The sequence below is a fragment of the Pseudomonas sp. Je.1.5.c genome (assembly GCF_051129895.1).
In the GTDB taxonomy this organism is placed as follows: Bacteria; Pseudomonadota; Gammaproteobacteria; order Pseudomonadales; family Pseudomonadaceae; genus Aquipseudomonas; species Aquipseudomonas urmiensis.
Window position 1 is genome coordinate 120,849 of the sequence record NZ_JBCPSP010000007.1, and the last position, 13,374, is coordinate 134,222.

General features: G+C 51.9%; 17 protein-coding genes. 4 read left to right on the top strand and 13 right to left on the bottom strand.

What is annotated here, in order from left to right; all coding sequences use genetic code 11:
- Positions 1-65: 65 nt before the first annotated feature.
- From AAZU54_RS08420 to AAZU54_RS08450, 7 genes are all read right to left on the bottom strand, one after another.
- Positions 66-998, bottom strand: a complete 933-nt coding sequence (locus AAZU54_RS08420; protein ID WP_124355845.1) for a hypothetical protein — start codon at positions 996-998, stop codon at positions 66-68.
- Between the two features lie 20 nt (positions 999-1,018).
- Positions 1,019-1,399 carry a phage tail assembly chaperone gene (locus tag AAZU54_RS08425; RefSeq protein WP_434726974.1) on the bottom strand — a complete coding sequence of 127 codons (381 nt, stop codon included), beginning with the start codon at positions 1,397-1,399 and terminating at the stop codon, positions 1,019-1,021.
- Positions 1,400-1,404: 5 nt separating this feature from the next.
- Positions 1,405-2,622 (bottom strand): hypothetical protein, encoded by a 1,218-nt coding sequence (locus AAZU54_RS08430; protein ID WP_434726975.1) that lies wholly within the window; start codon positions 2,620-2,622, stop codon positions 1,405-1,407.
- Positions 2,606-2,806, bottom strand: coding sequence for a hypothetical protein (locus tag AAZU54_RS08435; protein ID WP_434726976.1), 201 nt, complete (start codon positions 2,804-2,806; stop codon positions 2,606-2,608). The genes AAZU54_RS08430 and AAZU54_RS08435 overlap by 17 nt, the downstream gene beginning before the upstream one ends.
- Positions 2,807-3,403: 597 nt before the next feature.
- A complete protein-coding gene (locus AAZU54_RS08440) occupies positions 3,404-4,567 on the bottom strand; it encodes a P22 phage major capsid protein family protein (RefSeq protein WP_434726977.1) in 1,164 nt (387 codons plus the stop codon).
- Positions 4,568-4,685: 118 nt separating this feature from the next.
- The gene (locus tag AAZU54_RS08445) at positions 4,686-5,456 is read right to left on the bottom strand and encodes a hypothetical protein (protein WP_434726978.1); all 771 of its coding nucleotides are present in this window, start codon (positions 5,454-5,456) and stop codon (positions 4,686-4,688) included.
- Between the two features lie 88 nt (positions 5,457-5,544).
- Positions 5,545-6,240 (bottom strand): hypothetical protein, encoded by a 696-nt coding sequence (locus AAZU54_RS08450; protein ID WP_434726979.1) that lies wholly within the window; start codon positions 6,238-6,240, stop codon positions 5,545-5,547.
- A 530-nt stretch (positions 6,241-6,770) separates the two neighbouring features.
- Here AAZU54_RS08450 and AAZU54_RS08455 point away from each other — a divergent pair.
- Together AAZU54_RS08455 and AAZU54_RS08460 are read left to right on the top strand one after the other, a co-directional pair.
- Positions 6,771-7,190: a LexA family protein gene (locus tag AAZU54_RS08455; RefSeq protein ID WP_434726980.1), complete on the top strand. Its 420-nt coding sequence runs from the start codon at positions 6,771-6,773 to the stop codon at positions 7,188-7,190.
- Entirely contained in the window at positions 7,172-8,482 is a 1,311-nt protein-coding gene (locus AAZU54_RS08460) for a Y-family DNA polymerase (RefSeq protein WP_434726981.1), read from the top strand. Before AAZU54_RS08455 ends, AAZU54_RS08460 begins: the two co-directional genes overlap by 19 nt.
- Positions 8,483-8,500: 18 nt before the next feature.
- On the opposite strand, the gene AAZU54_RS08465 is transcribed toward AAZU54_RS08460, so the two are convergent.
- The 6 genes from AAZU54_RS08465 to AAZU54_RS08490 all read right to left on the bottom strand — a co-directional run bounded on the left by AAZU54_RS08465 (position 8,501) and on the right by AAZU54_RS08490 (position 12,240).
- Positions 8,501-9,154: a hypothetical protein gene (locus tag AAZU54_RS08465; protein WP_434726982.1), complete on the bottom strand. Its 654-nt coding sequence runs from the start codon at positions 9,152-9,154 to the stop codon at positions 8,501-8,503.
- On the bottom strand, positions 9,135-9,551 hold the full coding sequence (locus tag AAZU54_RS08470) for a hypothetical protein (RefSeq protein WP_434726983.1): 417 nt from the start codon (positions 9,549-9,551) through the stop codon (positions 9,135-9,137). The genes AAZU54_RS08465 and AAZU54_RS08470 overlap by 20 nt, the downstream gene beginning before the upstream one ends.
- Positions 9,548-10,363 (bottom strand): hypothetical protein, encoded by an 816-nt coding sequence (locus AAZU54_RS08475; RefSeq protein ID WP_434726984.1) that lies wholly within the window; start codon positions 10,361-10,363, stop codon positions 9,548-9,550. The genes AAZU54_RS08470 and AAZU54_RS08475 overlap by 4 nt, the downstream gene beginning before the upstream one ends.
- Before the next feature lie 100 nt (positions 10,364-10,463).
- A complete protein-coding gene (locus AAZU54_RS08480) occupies positions 10,464-10,739 on the bottom strand; it encodes a hypothetical protein (RefSeq protein ID WP_434726985.1) in 276 nt (91 codons plus the stop codon).
- 94 nt (positions 10,740-10,833) lie between these two features.
- The gene (locus AAZU54_RS08485; protein ID WP_434726986.1) at positions 10,834-11,850 is read right to left on the bottom strand and encodes a hypothetical protein; all 1,017 of its coding nucleotides are present in this window, start codon (positions 11,848-11,850) and stop codon (positions 10,834-10,836) included.
- A gap of 9 nt (positions 11,851-11,859) precedes the next feature.
- Positions 11,860-12,240 carry a histone-like nucleoid-structuring protein, MvaT/MvaU family gene (locus tag AAZU54_RS08490; RefSeq protein ID WP_434726987.1) on the bottom strand — a complete coding sequence of 127 codons (381 nt, stop codon included), beginning with the start codon at positions 12,238-12,240 and terminating at the stop codon, positions 11,860-11,862.
- Between the two features lie 313 nt (positions 12,241-12,553).
- Between AAZU54_RS08490 and AAZU54_RS08495 the strand changes: the two genes are divergently transcribed.
- Together AAZU54_RS08495 and AAZU54_RS08500 are read left to right on the top strand one after the other, a co-directional pair.
- A complete protein-coding gene (locus AAZU54_RS08495) occupies positions 12,554-12,961 on the top strand; it encodes a hypothetical protein (protein WP_434726988.1) in 408 nt (135 codons plus the stop codon).
- Between the two features lie 55 nt (positions 12,962-13,016).
- Positions 13,017-13,241 carry a hypothetical protein gene (locus tag AAZU54_RS08500; RefSeq protein WP_434726989.1) on the top strand — a complete coding sequence of 75 codons (225 nt, stop codon included), beginning with the start codon at positions 13,017-13,019 and terminating at the stop codon, positions 13,239-13,241.
- Positions 13,242-13,374: the final 133 nt, after the last annotated feature.

Genomic DNA, 13,374 nt, shown 5'->3' on the forward strand with positions numbered 1-13,374 from the left:
GGGCTCTATGGCCTATGTCTGATTGTAGCATGCGCCATTTAGCAAATGGCGCAATGTGTTCTCTATTATGTATTATTTTCCGACTTGGAAAATGTGCACCACAGCTTCTTACCTTCTGGGTTACGACCTGGCTCCCAGAGCACCTCTCCGGTAATTTCCGCTGGGATTCTATAGACGATTTTTGTTGGCATCGTAACCAGCGGATTCACAGACTTGAAGTAGATGCCATAGCCCTTCTGCATAACAGATTCAGTCGTGTCGTAACGAAGTTCCTTCTTTTCCGGAGTGATTATTATCAAGCTACCCTCAGAAGGCAGTCGACCTTCAGAATCTTCATTTTTGAATGTGGCGTCAATAACAACGAATTTCGACCCAGCCCAAGAGTCGGGTTCGCTGAACCTATTGTTCGTGCCCACGCTAGATTTTATTTCGCACGAATTCATTCCGACTGTGAAATGACCGAACCTACCTTTCTTAAATGAGCTCTTAGTGAGTGCGTCGTACTGGCCAGGTTTGGTTTTACCAAAATAAATGGATTGGCTTGCGCATCTGGCGATCTTGGAAGATAGGGGCTTATATTCTGATTTCGCCCCAAAGAACTTTTCTGTATCTCGTCGTACCAGGAACTCCTCGTACCGAGCCTTGGCAAGCCAGTACTTTTTCTGCTGCTCATCTAGCTTATCTCTTGCTGCATCGAGCTCGGTGACAAAGGGTGTAGGGCCAAAGTTTTTTTTCATGTCAGTGATGATTGAGTCAGCCCCTGACACATAGCGAAAGATCGACGCTCCGGAAAGGGTTGTTAGCGTAGAAATTAAGGCAGAAGCCTCTGAAGCTGGGTGCTGCGACCTCAGTTCGCTGAACACGTTATTGCAGGACTCTGAAGACAGCCTTTCTTCAGCGTGAACAACAGTGCCAGCAACCATCAAACCACCAAAAACCGAAACCCTTAAAATCCGCACGCGCACCTCCATATGAATCACCGAACCGTCTGATCTCATTCTGCCAGCGCGCCTGGGCCTCACCAAGGCTTTTGCGGCCAAACCACCGCTGATGGATTAGAGGTCTCCGGGATGTCGCGCAGTGCCTGCCTGTAGTTCGCCAGGGCCAGGCGGGTTTCTTTGTCGAACTGGGTGCCGGCGATGAGAGCCTGGTCATTTAGCACAGATACCCTGGCGTCAGCTTCCTGCAGCAGCTCGCATCGCCTGTCTCTTACAGCTTTCATCAAAGCTGCGCGATTGGCTTCGAAAACTACCTGGCCATTGCGTACGACAGGCACCAGGCCCTGGCCAAGGCTGGTTGCGATCGCGGGGCTTTCTGAAAATTCAAGGTATTCGAGGCCCGGCATGTCAGCATCAGTGATGCGAAAGACGTAGCCCGAATCGTTGTAGTAAGCACGCATGGTCATCACTTCTTTATGTAGTAAGCCAGGTTTTTTTCAGGGCGTTGAAGGTTCGGCAGGATGAGCGCGAAGCCAGGCCCGAAGTTGGCTGTGTTCGTCTGTATGCTGCCGCTTTGCCCCATTAGCGATCCGGTCGAGCCCTGGCCACCGACGAAGACGAACTCGTTGCTCAGGGCATCGAAGTCAGCGTCTGCGTATCCCGACATGACCGGAGCCTGCAACCAAGTGGCGCCACTGTCGAAAGAGATCATTGAGGAGGTGCTGGTTTCTGGGACGGCGACGAGCAGGCTTGTGCCAGTGCTGCTGTTGACCGCCACCAGACGCTTCAGGCTCATTAACGGAGGGAGGTTGATCGGGAAGCTGAACCCATCCTCAAGCGTCCGGAATTCAAGGGCATTCCTGCTTGTGTATATGTATGCCGCGCCAAATCCAGCGCTTTCGATGCACTCATGTTGAACGTCAGCATCGATCTCAAACATCAGTACAGTTGAGATCTGGCTATCATCGAACACCAGCTTGTAGATGCCCTGAACACCAGCAATCGTTAACTGAGCATACACATCACCGCACTCGACGAACTTCATGGGCTTCAACACGTCAGCAGCGATGGTTCCCGAGCTGACGAATGTGGCCCCATCATCTTCTTTGTAGATTGTCAGAACACCCGACTCGACAACGGCAAGAATCGTGTAGCCGTAGATCGATTCAGCTGCTCCGGCAATACTTTCAAAGGTCGCATTGAGCGCTACGCCACCGATGTCTTGAAACACTGTCCCGCCGGTGCCGTAGTAAATGTGACTGGCAGTTTTGAAAACAGTCATGCTTTCTGGATAAATGCTGGGCGTCGGGATACCAGTCTGGAACACATGCCAGTTGCCTTCAGCTTTCGCTAGCGTCGCTTGTCCGCTTCGAAATACCCGAGAGTAGAGATCAGTGCCAAACCTGGCCTCTGAATTTTCGTTCAGCGCAACCCTGGTAGCCCCGTATTCTTCGAAGTTCAGAGCAGTCTTGAGATCATCTAGGCCGTCGTCGTACAGATACGCTCCGTCGCACTCCAGCAGTCCTTCGTATGTTCCACGCGGCTTCAGAACGATGTCGCCAACCTTTACAGCTTTGGCCGCAACATCCCCAATGCTCACAGACTCCGACGCACCTGGCCTGTGCGCATGCAGGCGCATCGACACATCACCAGCCCAGGCGGGCAGCTCACTGATCGTTTTCATAAATGATTACTTCACCGCTATCTGTTCTCTCAGCTTCAAACACACCCTGGCCGATCTCGTAAACCACTGCATTGTCGGGAATCGAAGGCGCCGTGCCGGCGAAACGTCGACTGCCCACACTGAGCACCCCCAAGATCGCCGCAGCCCCAATCTTTCTAATCATTTGACTGCGTGAATCCAGCACGTAGCTGAATCGACGCCCTCCATCAGCCGCACCTGCAGCACCGCCCCCCTGTCAACGGCGATGAAGGTGCCCCCACGCGCATCCACAGGCGGTGAATCAGTGCTAACCACACCGCCAGCGGCTACGTGAATGAGAGAGTTGCAGAAGAGATACACAGCCTCGGATTCGCATGGCTCAGACACCAATACTTCAGACCCCGAAAGCCCTTTCCGCCCCAGTAGCTCAGCAGGCGCCACGATCGGCAGCGGCTCTCTTTCACGCGTTTGGGCAGTAAACAAACCTGGACGCCTACTCATCACCAGTCGTCTCCACGGCAGCTTTCCGGCCCCGACGCTTCGGCTTTTCAGCTGCAGGCTCAGGTTCGCCAGGAGTAGATCCAACAGTGCCGCCGACGTACAGGTACCCCAGGCCAAGCCAATGACTTTCAGCTCTCGACCCGGCATCCACGAACACCCTGTGATCCCCGAACTGCAGTGAATTTACCAATACTTCGCGCTTCATTTTTGTTCTCAAATCGTAGGGTGTTCCACGTGGAACATATTATGGCGAATAGTGCTTAACGAGCTGAAGAAAGGGCCCCGGAGGGCCCAGTCTCTGTCAGTGACCGCCGAGGCGAAGGGCACGTTCCGGGCATACGGTTTTAAGTCCGCAGAGCGTCTCGAACTTCCACTGAGTCGACTCAGTGCGCGGCTCGTACCAGCGGAGCATACGCAGAGAGATGCCAGTGCGTGGGTCAGTCATCTGCGCAATGTTCACACCCGCAGCGTCTTCAGGCACTTCAAGATTGCGGAATGCGATCAGGAATGCGGACTTGGTAAAGGCCAGGTCGATCGGGTGATCGCCAAGCACGGTCACAGCTGAGCCAGCTGCAATGGCATCCAGCACTGCGGGATAGACAGGGACTGCAGCGCCGGTGGTGTCAGCGGTGACTACGAAAGTCTGGGGACTTCCGGCAACAGAGATCACGTCACCTTTCAGGAACGTTGCACCGTCCACACCAGCCAGGGCGAGCGTGGTGGAACCAGCGACTGCCTGGGCAGACAGAGTCATCCCGGCGTTAGCAGCCGCAGAGCCTGCGACGTGGTACGGAGCTTGAACGTCAGAGTACAGATCGAACCCGTATTTGCGACCGATCAGACCCTGACTAACCACGTTCGCGTCGCCGGTCTCGTTGATCTTCGAGAACTCCATCAGCAGGTCAGCTTCAGTGTCCGAAGTCAGGACAATGTTGCGGCCATTTTTGATTTTTCGGTTTTGCATCTCCTTGCGAGCATTGATCAAATCCAGTTTGTCGCGACCTGCCGGCGATGTCGGATCACCCGAAATGTACGGAACGTCTTTGTACAGATTGAACAGAATTTTGTTGATAGTTCGGCCAAGGGCATCAACGGCAGCTTCTGCAGCGGACGGAAGTGTTAGCGAGTTTGCGTGAGCCAGGAACTCGGCGTCTTTCATCGCGAACTGCTTGTACAGATGACGATCCAGCTTCACATCGATCTTGCCAGCGGTGATGTCTTCCGACTGGGAACCGGCAGAGTCAGTCGGGTGATCATCGGCATCCGAGAACTCGATCGGCTTCGCGATCCGGATAGTGTCACCATGGTTTTTCGACTCGTCGGCGGTGTTGATGCTGACGAGATTTGGCATTGTCAGCTGGCCGTAGAGTCGATCGATGGCCAGGGGCAGAATCACCTCTGTCATGAGGGCTTCAGTGTCGTTGCCGAAGCGAATCAGCGACACGAGAGGGAGCATTGCAGTCATTACTTCACCTGTTTTTATATTTTTATTGGTGATGGATATGGAGGTTTTGATGCAGCATCAGCCCACAAGGCTCGATGGTTCCGGCACAACCGGAGGGGCTCGGAAGCCCCGAAGTGAATCAGTTGATGACGATCTCGCCTGATGCTCTTTTTGCGAGCAAAGCTTTCTTTTCTTCTGCGCTTGCCGCGATCAGGGTGCGTTGCCATTCTGCAGTGCTGATGGCTTTTCCAGCTCCTGTGACGCCCCTGGAGCCGGAGCCTGGCATTTGCCTGAAGTAGTGCGGTTTCGTTGCTGTGAGCCCGGAAATCCACTCGTCTGGGGTCAGGGGCCTGCCGTTTTTACCGATAGCAATGTTCCCGCTTGAGTCACGCGCTACGAGCTCCCCAGCGTCATTGAGCTGCCAAGTGTTGCCTGCAACGGACATCAAATCATCGAGCGCCGAAGGATGGAAGAACTCGTTTTTTAGCGCCACTTGGCCGATGCTTTGCTTGATCTGGAACTGCTTGAGTTTAAGCCTTTCCCCATCAACAGCCTTGCGCAGATCTTCTTTTTCAGCTTGCTCAGCTGCCAGTTTTTCCTGCCAAGTAGAGCTGTTGGCATTGATGCGCTTGTCGAGCAGAGCCTGAAGGTCGAGCTTGCCGGTCTTCAAAGCCTCCAGATCATCTTTTTCCTGGATGCCTGACTCAAATGCCTTCATTCGCTCCGCCAGGGATTTCTTCTCGTTCAAAAGCTCGGCGTTCTTGCTTTTGAGAGGAGCGACTTCTTTCTCTACGTGAGATTTAACGAAGTCAAGGAAGGCGGGGTTTTCTGCAAGGGTGTTGAAGTCCAAAGGTGGAACTTCATCTTCGCCGAAGCGAATAAGGCTTACCAGCTTGTGCATCTGAAACATTTAGTCCCCCAAGGACGTTGTTTTCTTATCGTTATGTCTTAATTATATCAATGCCAAACACACAAAGGGGGACAAATGCAAATATTTTTCAGGCTTTTTTTCGGGCATGGAACAGCTTGAGAAACTGCTGCTCAGATGGTGTAAGCAGATTCAGTGCATCGTAAAACGATTGGCTTGGTACGAACTTTCCGGTCTGGGCTCGATACAGAATGTTGTGAACAAAGCCCGTGTCCAACATCAGTCGCATAATCTCCAGTGAAGCCAGTTCCTCGTCACCTTGGCTATTAAACGGGACAACTTCATCCAACGCCTCGAACGCCTGGTACAACTCCACCGCCGTGAGCTTTCGCTGCGGCTTCCGGCCCGCAGGCAGCTTATGCAAATAGAACCTAACCAGAAGCATCCCCACATGAAACTGCGAGTTCATCAGAGCAGCCGGAATTTGCTCAATGATCAGCTCGTCTTGATGCTCCACAAGCTGGTTCAGCAAGCAGCGCACAAGCTCGTAGTCTGCGGAAATCGGAGCATTCCGCTGAGTGCCCAGCAGCACTGCAACCGGCCCGATCATCGTCGCAAGCTCCAGCAGCATTTCCCTATGCCCATCGTCCAGAGGCTTGCTTTTGCCATCAAAGCCAAGGGCGTGCAGGTGATCTGCGATGTCGGCCAAGAGCTGGACAGTGCCAGCTTGCAGCTCGTGTTTGTCCAGATGGTGGCGGATGGATTGGAGCCCACGGAGGTTGCGGGCTTTGAAGTGTTGAAAGACTAGCTCAGCTGCTTCTGACATATCTCACCATTCGTTAATTTGTGACAGAACCTCCCAAACTAAGGAGTTCAGAGTCTCTTCGTCGAAGGTGTCGACGCAGAATTTATAAGTCGTGTGTCTGAATTTGAATCGTCCAGAGCTCAGCAGGTACCTGACCATGCATTTGAAAATCTGCCAGTGCTGCTGGTCTCCAAGTTCTGCTTCGATACCCCACTCTTGAAGGGCCTTCTGGCGTTTCCCGCGAAAACAATGAGACGCTCCTGGGTAAAAGTTTTTTGCCTTATCGAACCCACCGCAGAGATAAATGGCGCAAAGGTGCCGGGTGGATTCGTCGCAAACCAGCACTAGCTCGATCAATGGATTCGCTGTCATTTCGGGTGCTCATTCTTATTATTTTTATTCTTCATTATTAGCATTGAGCGCCATAAAAATCAATATCATGGCATTTATTAATAAGCCTAGCCATATCCGTTCTGGCGGATTTGGCTTGACCGGCAAGCAAGCCTAAGACACTGTATATATGTCCAGCTAACTATCCGTAGTGCATCGCTATGCTCACTCAACTCCCACATCTGTCGCTCAGCCAAATCCCGCTGCCCCTGCAGCTCTGCAAGCTCAAGGCGGGCTTCCCATCCCCGGCGCTCGACTACGTCGAAGACAGGCTGACGCTGAATGACGTTGTGAAGCTAGATCCGCGCTACTGCTATCTGTGCCAGATTGATGGCGATTCCATGATCGACTACGGCATCCAGCCAGGCGATGTCGCTGTCATTAGCCGCAATGAGCCTGCACGGCCAGGGAAGATCGTTGTTATCAGCATCGACGGTCAAAACACGCTGAAGCTGCTATCCGAAGATGACCACGGCCCAGTGCTCCTCGCCGGCAACAGCGCTTACAGACCCATCAGACCTGGAGACGGGGAAGAATGGGTTTTTCACGGAGTGTTGATCGCATGCACGCGCCTGTTCTAAAACCGGAATGGCGTTTGAGCGCAAATGCCCGGAAGGTCTATGGGCTTGTGGACTGCAACAAATTCTATGCGTCGTGTGAATCTCATCCCCTGTGGCGTCCAGACCTGATCGGCAAGCCAGTCGTGGTGCTCAGCAACAACGATGGCTGCGTGATCGCCATGAGCATGGAAGCGAAAAAGATGGGGTACAAAATGGGTGACCCTCATTTCAAGCTGAAGGAGCGGCTGCGAGATGAAGGAGTACATGTGTTCTCTTCGAACTACACCCTCTACGATGACCTATCGAACAGAGTAATGATGACCCTTGCGGACATGGTGCCCGAGCTGGAGGTCTATTCGATCGATGAAATGTTCGCCGATCTCACGGGTATTGCTGGGCTTCAAGGGTTCGGCGAAGAGCTCAGGAACAGAGTGTGGGGATGGGTCGGAATCAGGGTCGGTGTAGGCATTTCCGCGACAAAAACCCTGGCCAAGCTGGCGAACTGGGCTGCGAAAAACTGGAAGGGACTAAGTGGTGTCGCAGTAGTTCTTGATGACAAGCGCCATGAGCTGCTGCTCAAACGGGCTCCCGTCGATGAGGTATGGGGGATTGGGCGTCGGTACGCTGAAAAGCTAAAGGCTAGAGGCATTGTCACGGCCTGGCATCTGGCAAGCTGCGATGACCAGGCGATGGGAAAGGAATTCAGCGTCGTTCTCCAGCGAACAATCCTGGAGCTCCGGGGCATCCCATGCAACGATCTGGAGCTGAATGCCCCGAAGAAAAAACAAATCATCAGCTCACGTGCATTCGGAAGCCGGCAACAGGGGTGGAAGCCAATTGAGCAGTCGATTGCCAGCTACGTAGCTCGCGCAGCCGAGAAACTGCGAGCCCAGGGGTCTGTGTGTCGGAAGATTGATGTCGCTCTAATCGTGAGGAAAGCCACGGCTGAAAGCTTCAGTGATGCGTACTCCTCAGCGACCGCTAGACTGCAGCAGCACACTGACGACACCATTACGCTCCAGGGTGCGGCTGTTTCTTTGGCTAAGAAAATCTTCGACGAAAATGCAGTTTATGCAAAGTCCTCAGTGGCATTGAGCGAGATCTGTCAGCCAGAAGACCTGACTAAGGACATGTTCGCTTCGGTCAGCTCACAGAGTCCCAGGGCCAGGGTGCTCGACGCGATCAATGCCAGGTTCGGCAAAGGCTCTCTGCGTTCAGCCACGACAATCGGTGAGATGCCCTGGAGCATGCAACGCGGCCATCTGAGCCCTTACTACACCACCCGCCTGTCTGACCTCCCAAAACTTCGGTAAAGCGCTTCTCTCAACCAATCACTTGCCCAGGTCAGCACCAGTCAGATAGTCAATGGATTCAAACTTACCGACATCCATTAGGCGCTGGCGAAGAATCTGCATGAACTCTTTATCATTGCGCAAGAACTTGTCACACTCTGACTCAGTCTTGCATTCGTCAAGAATATTTGCACGCTCTGGATTAACGAGACGATATCGACGAATAAACTCCTCCCGCTTTTTATCATGAAAGCTTTGGATAAGTGATTTCATACTCCCTCCGTAAATCATATCTGCAAACTTGCCCATGTACTTAAGGGCAAACTTAATGAGAGCCAGGTCATTCACAGCCGACAGACCCCAGTAATACTCATCTGCGGCATTTTCTTTGACAATGAGAATCTTGTCTAGTCTTTCCACAAACCCCAGCCGCCAGGCAATCCCAGCAACCTCATTCCCGAGCTCATGAAAGAGCAAGTCCTCTTCAGCAATCGAGTCAACCAAAGCCCAAACCTTATCAAACCCTCGCTCGCGATAATAACTCGCTGGCAGCGCTAGGAAGTTTGAGTACAAAACAACAATCAGGTCACGCTCAGACCTGTATTTAAGGCGCTCATAGACTACATAGCCGTCTTCTGCCCTTAGCATTACTGGGAATACCCATTGCAAATACCTAACTAGCGACAGTCGCATTCTCGCTCCCAGTGGCATGTCGTGCATAGTCACTCAGCGCACTACAGGCTGCATCGATATCGCTATTCTTGAGAGCCCAGTAAGCTTTGGACATGATTGTATCTAGGGCTTCATTGCGACCCAGGTCTTCGAATAACACCGTATTTAGCAGATGCCACAGAAACTCAACATCATCAAGATTTGCTTGCTCGTCTGAAATGCTATGAGCGATGCTGCTGAGGCATTCAAACTCCCAGTCTACGTGAACTGTTGTTTCAGAGAATGAGTAAACCTGGGACACATAATCAAAGAACTCAATGAAAGTGCCAAACTCGCAATCATCGAAATAGTAGTTGCCACCCTCAAATCTGCTCGCAGCTGGGGAACAGAACCTGATGATATTTTGGAGGTACATCATAGCCCCAACTCCGAGCCAAACGTGTACTCCCTCTGTTCAGCAGTCATCAATGCCACTCTGCCGCGAAGGAACCCCAGATCCCCACTTAGGAGTCGACGCAATTCATCTTCGCTCTCACAAACAGGGTACAGGTGATAAGCGTGAGGCCTATCCAGCTGCAACTCTTTTAGAATCAAAGGGTGCATCAAATCGAAGATATCGTCGTAAGCCTTTTTTTTATCGATTCCCAAGCTTACAAGATCGGCAGAAAACCTCTCGCCAACATCCGCTCCGGCGTGAGCAGACTCGTAATTCCTAGAAAGAATGCCCGCAATACATTTAACCTGTGAGCGCCTGGAAGAATCGCTATCCCGCTCAGTAGTCAGATATGTGAGCCAGAGCCGTCGAAGTTGATCAAGCCGCTCCTCTCGCAGCATCCCTAGAAACCTGGCAATAAAGTCATTAGGGCTGGTGGCATTAAGAGCTGCTGTCGAAAACGGAGGAGTAAAACTCAGCACAGGGCCGCTCCAAACTTTGAACTTAAAGCTCACAATCACCGCAACTTCCAGCAGAGACGAGCAGTAGCGATTCACTACGCCATCCGCCGTCTGCAACTGAAGCAGGTACTGCCCGTCCTGGAACTTGAAGCCGCCGACCATTGAGAACCTATCGTAATTCTCAATTTGCTCGTTCAAGGCTCGCTCAAGGAATTCATGGCTCTCAGCAGAAATGCTCATGAGCCCCCTGGCCCTAGCAAACCACCGCCACGCCGCGACTTTTGGCTTCAAAAGCTTGAGCAGCAGGCGGTCACGGGGTGTGATGTAGGTGAGCATGGCCTGTCCGTCATATTATGGCAGTTATTGACAGATTGGCAATTGGGGGTGGGAATGTCAAGGGCCCAGCTCGGGTGGCCAGGCCCTAGGGTGTTAAGGATTAGGCAGTTTTAAGTCGTTCCAGACGTTCTTGGGCGATGCGTGAGAGGCAGGCGTGAAACTCGGTCATGCACGCAGCTGCGCAAAGCTGTTGCCATTTCGGGAGCTGCTTGAGATCAGGGCGGTCGGAGGGTTTACGGGTGTCCTGCTGTGCTAAGCGGAAGCACTCGTCTACGCAGAAATCCTCGATTCGGGGAGTAATTTGGAAAAGGAAGTACGTGCCGGATGAGAATTCAATGGCGGCTTTGGCGTCTGCGTAGATTTTGCTGATGTTCATGGTGCGCTCTCTTGTTGTTATGCCCTTGCATACTGTCACTATGCGGAGGGAGCAAAAGAGAGCGCAACAACTATTTAACGAGGCAAGGGCCGACTCAGCGCATCAGGAACACTTGCTTATCGTCGGCATATTCGGGATTGTCGGACTCGAAGACCATTACGAAGCTCGAATCAAAATCTTTAGCATCATAGACAGCGGGAGGCGCACAAAAACCAAACTCATCAGAGACCTGGGTTTGGCCTGCAGTGATGGTTAGGATTTTGCTCATAGAACCAGAGCATGAGTTTCCACCCGATTCGATTGCGAGCATGAATTTATCACCAGCCCCAGGCAGCTTGGCGATCCCGGAGATGTCGTACTCATCTTGATAGACTGCACTTCCGTTAAGCGACACATTCGAACCATTAACTGTTAGCTTACCTGCTGCACTCTGCGTTTCTGGGCCAAAAGCTATTTTCAACGGCTGCATTTTAGACAATTTCGCTAACGTGTAGCCAACGTCCCGCTCAGCCACCGCTTGAGGAGGAGTGCTGCCGAGCAACTGATGATAAAGATCGAAGTCAGTGTAGGAGGCGCTAACAAGATAGAGACCGCTGCGCGCTTTTACCTTCGAAATTCTGAATTGCTGACCAGCAGCATCTTTATCGTCTAGTGTAGATGTCTTGTTCCTTCCGCCACTGATCAAGGTCGTAGCCGGTAGACCCTCTAGCCGCTCATTGATTGAAACCAAATTCAGGCCCGACTCTTTAGCCCGCTGCGCTATGAAACCATCGACCTTTGCTTCATCTCCGTGTATCTGATTAAGCACGGATACGACTTGGCCCTGTTTTCCTATTGTTACGAACACAGCCTCCCAAGGTCTATTGAAATTCACACCAGCATTTGGAGTGTTGCTATAAAATTCCTTCTGATAATTTAGATAGACAGTGTAATGGCTAACCGTCTTTGGCCGCTCGTTGAACTCGGCGCGACAGCTATCGCAGAAAGCCAGCTCTTTCTTTGCTGTTTCGAAGCTTTGTCCGGTAGTGACGCCGTACAAGGCTGGCTGGGCCTGAGCAAGGCTAGATACCGATACTAGATAAAGAGCTGCCCACCATTTTTTCACAGACATACCTATTCCTTAGGCTTGAAGCCAGCTTTCGACTTCTTGAGCGCCATGCTCCGACTTCCAGGCTTTGAGGGTGCTGTGATTTCCACCCTTGGTCTCTACCACTTCGTTGGTATGCGGGTTCAGATAGCGCTTGACTGCTCGCGGCGCACGCGGCCCCTTACGCCCGTCAGCCTTGACGCTAACTGCAGCTCCAGCACCCGCAGCAGCCTTTGGATCGAGAATCGAAATGACGTTGCGCAGAGACATCCCGTACTGGGCGAGAAGCTTGCGCAGTTTGTCTTCAAACTCCAGCTCCCGCTGCAGGGCTTCGCTGCCTTTGAGAGCTTCCAGCGCTTGCAATTGCTCGGCGATCTGGCGTTCAAGGGCCCGGTATTCGGCTGCTTTTGACATTGGTGATGCTCCGTTTTAGTAAGTGCTATGAAATGTAATCCCAGCTCGGATAGCGTGCAAGTATTATCCTGATAGTTGTTGTACGAGTCGAGAATATTTTCCTTGACCTATTGCGTAACTGTATGCACAACCAGTACTCTTAAAGTAAGAAGAACACATAATAAGAGAGATAAACTCCATGCCTCATGATCATACTAGATTCGACTTCTTCGTAACCCTACAACCCCAGAATGACATTTGCGAAAGTCTTCCCCCTTCCCTGAAGGGTGTCTTTGACGCGATGTCGAAAAGGATTGCCGAGGATCTCCAGTCCATGGCTATAGAAGTTAAAGAGGATTTGGATGCTAAGGAAGAGCCAGGCGAAGAGTGTAGCGTGTTGCGATACGCTCGAACGATTCTTCACACAGCCCCACTTCTAAACATCATGGATCTGCCGTCAATGAGTCAAGATGAAAGGCAAAGGCGAGAGGAGCGTCAAAGAAGTGCGCATCACATCCTATCCGAGAGCTTTCCGCTTGTTCAGGCAGCGATCGTTGAACTTGGTCGCGATGAGGTACGCCGTATATCATACGATAAAACATATGATCGGCCATATCAGTTCCGGAGCAACTACTTCGATGCCCTGAAAGAAAAACTGGCGCAGGCCTATATGCTGGACACTACAAAAATGCACTTGCGCCAGTATCTAGACCACAAGCTCGGCGCTGACCTGGGCCTTTGAACCTTGTCTTTGTTTTCAAATCCACCCACAGCACATAATAATAAGAGAGAAAAACATGAAGGACGCGCCCACCATGCTAGGCAATGGCCTTGAGATCCACTACATCCAAGAGCTTTACGGCAACAACGACGAAATCCTGGACATCTACGAGCTAAGGAAGAACTTCGGACGTGGCCGGATTAAGACTCTGAAGCGTGTTGATGTGCCGACGGGGTCAGACCTGGAAACTGTTCGAGCCAAAATCCGGAACTCTCAAGTCGAAGACGATTCTGTTCATTAGGACTGAGAGCACCTTCTGCGAACTAACACTGGATGAGAATGCCACCGCCAGGAGGCTTTTTGTTTACAAGCGGTTTTTCTTAACCAAACAACACTACCCAGGCTAGTTGCCGCTTGCTCTGGGTGTCGGATCT

Coding starts and splice junctions, on each gene's coding strand:
- AAZU54_RS08420 (WP_124355845.1), bottom strand. CDS start 998: ATGAGATCAGACGGTTCGGTGATTCATATGGAGGTGCGCGTGCGGATT.
- AAZU54_RS08425 (WP_434726974.1), bottom strand. CDS start 1,399: ATGCGTGCTTACTACAACGATTCGGGCTACGTCTTTCGCATCACTGAT.
- AAZU54_RS08430 (WP_434726975.1), bottom strand. CDS start 2,622: ATGAAAACGATCAGTGAGCTGCCCGCCTGGGCTGGTGATGTGTCGATG.
- AAZU54_RS08440 (WP_434726977.1), bottom strand. CDS start 4,567: ATGACTGCAATGCTCCCTCTCGTGTCGCTGATTCGCTTCGGCAACGAC.
- AAZU54_RS08445 (WP_434726978.1), bottom strand. CDS start 5,456: ATGTTTCAGATGCACAAGCTGGTAAGCCTTATTCGCTTCGGCGAAGAT.
- AAZU54_RS08450 (WP_434726979.1), bottom strand. CDS start 6,240: ATGTCAGAAGCAGCTGAGCTAGTCTTTCAACACTTCAAAGCCCGCAAC.
- AAZU54_RS08455 (WP_434726980.1), top strand. CDS start 6,771: ATGCTCACTCAACTCCCACATCTGTCGCTCAGCCAAATCCCGCTGCCC.
- AAZU54_RS08460 (WP_434726981.1), top strand. CDS start 7,172: ATGCACGCGCCTGTTCTAAAACCGGAATGGCGTTTGAGCGCAAATGCC.
- AAZU54_RS08465 (WP_434726982.1), bottom strand. CDS start 9,154: ATGCGACTGTCGCTAGTTAGGTATTTGCAATGGGTATTCCCAGTAATG.
- AAZU54_RS08470 (WP_434726983.1), bottom strand. CDS start 9,551: ATGATGTACCTCCAAAATATCATCAGGTTCTGTTCCCCAGCTGCGAGC.
- AAZU54_RS08475 (WP_434726984.1), bottom strand. CDS start 10,363: ATGCTCACCTACATCACACCCCGTGACCGCCTGCTGCTCAAGCTTTTG.
- AAZU54_RS08480 (WP_434726985.1), bottom strand. CDS start 10,739: ATGAACATCAGCAAAATCTACGCAGACGCCAAAGCCGCCATTGAATTC.
- AAZU54_RS08485 (WP_434726986.1), bottom strand. CDS start 11,850: ATGTCTGTGAAAAAATGGTGGGCAGCTCTTTATCTAGTATCGGTATCT.
- AAZU54_RS08490 (WP_434726987.1), bottom strand. CDS start 12,240: ATGTCAAAAGCAGCCGAATACCGGGCCCTTGAACGCCAGATCGCCGAG.
- AAZU54_RS08495 (WP_434726988.1), top strand. CDS start 12,554: ATGGCTATAGAAGTTAAAGAGGATTTGGATGCTAAGGAAGAGCCAGGC.
- AAZU54_RS08500 (WP_434726989.1), top strand. CDS start 13,017: ATGAAGGACGCGCCCACCATGCTAGGCAATGGCCTTGAGATCCACTAC.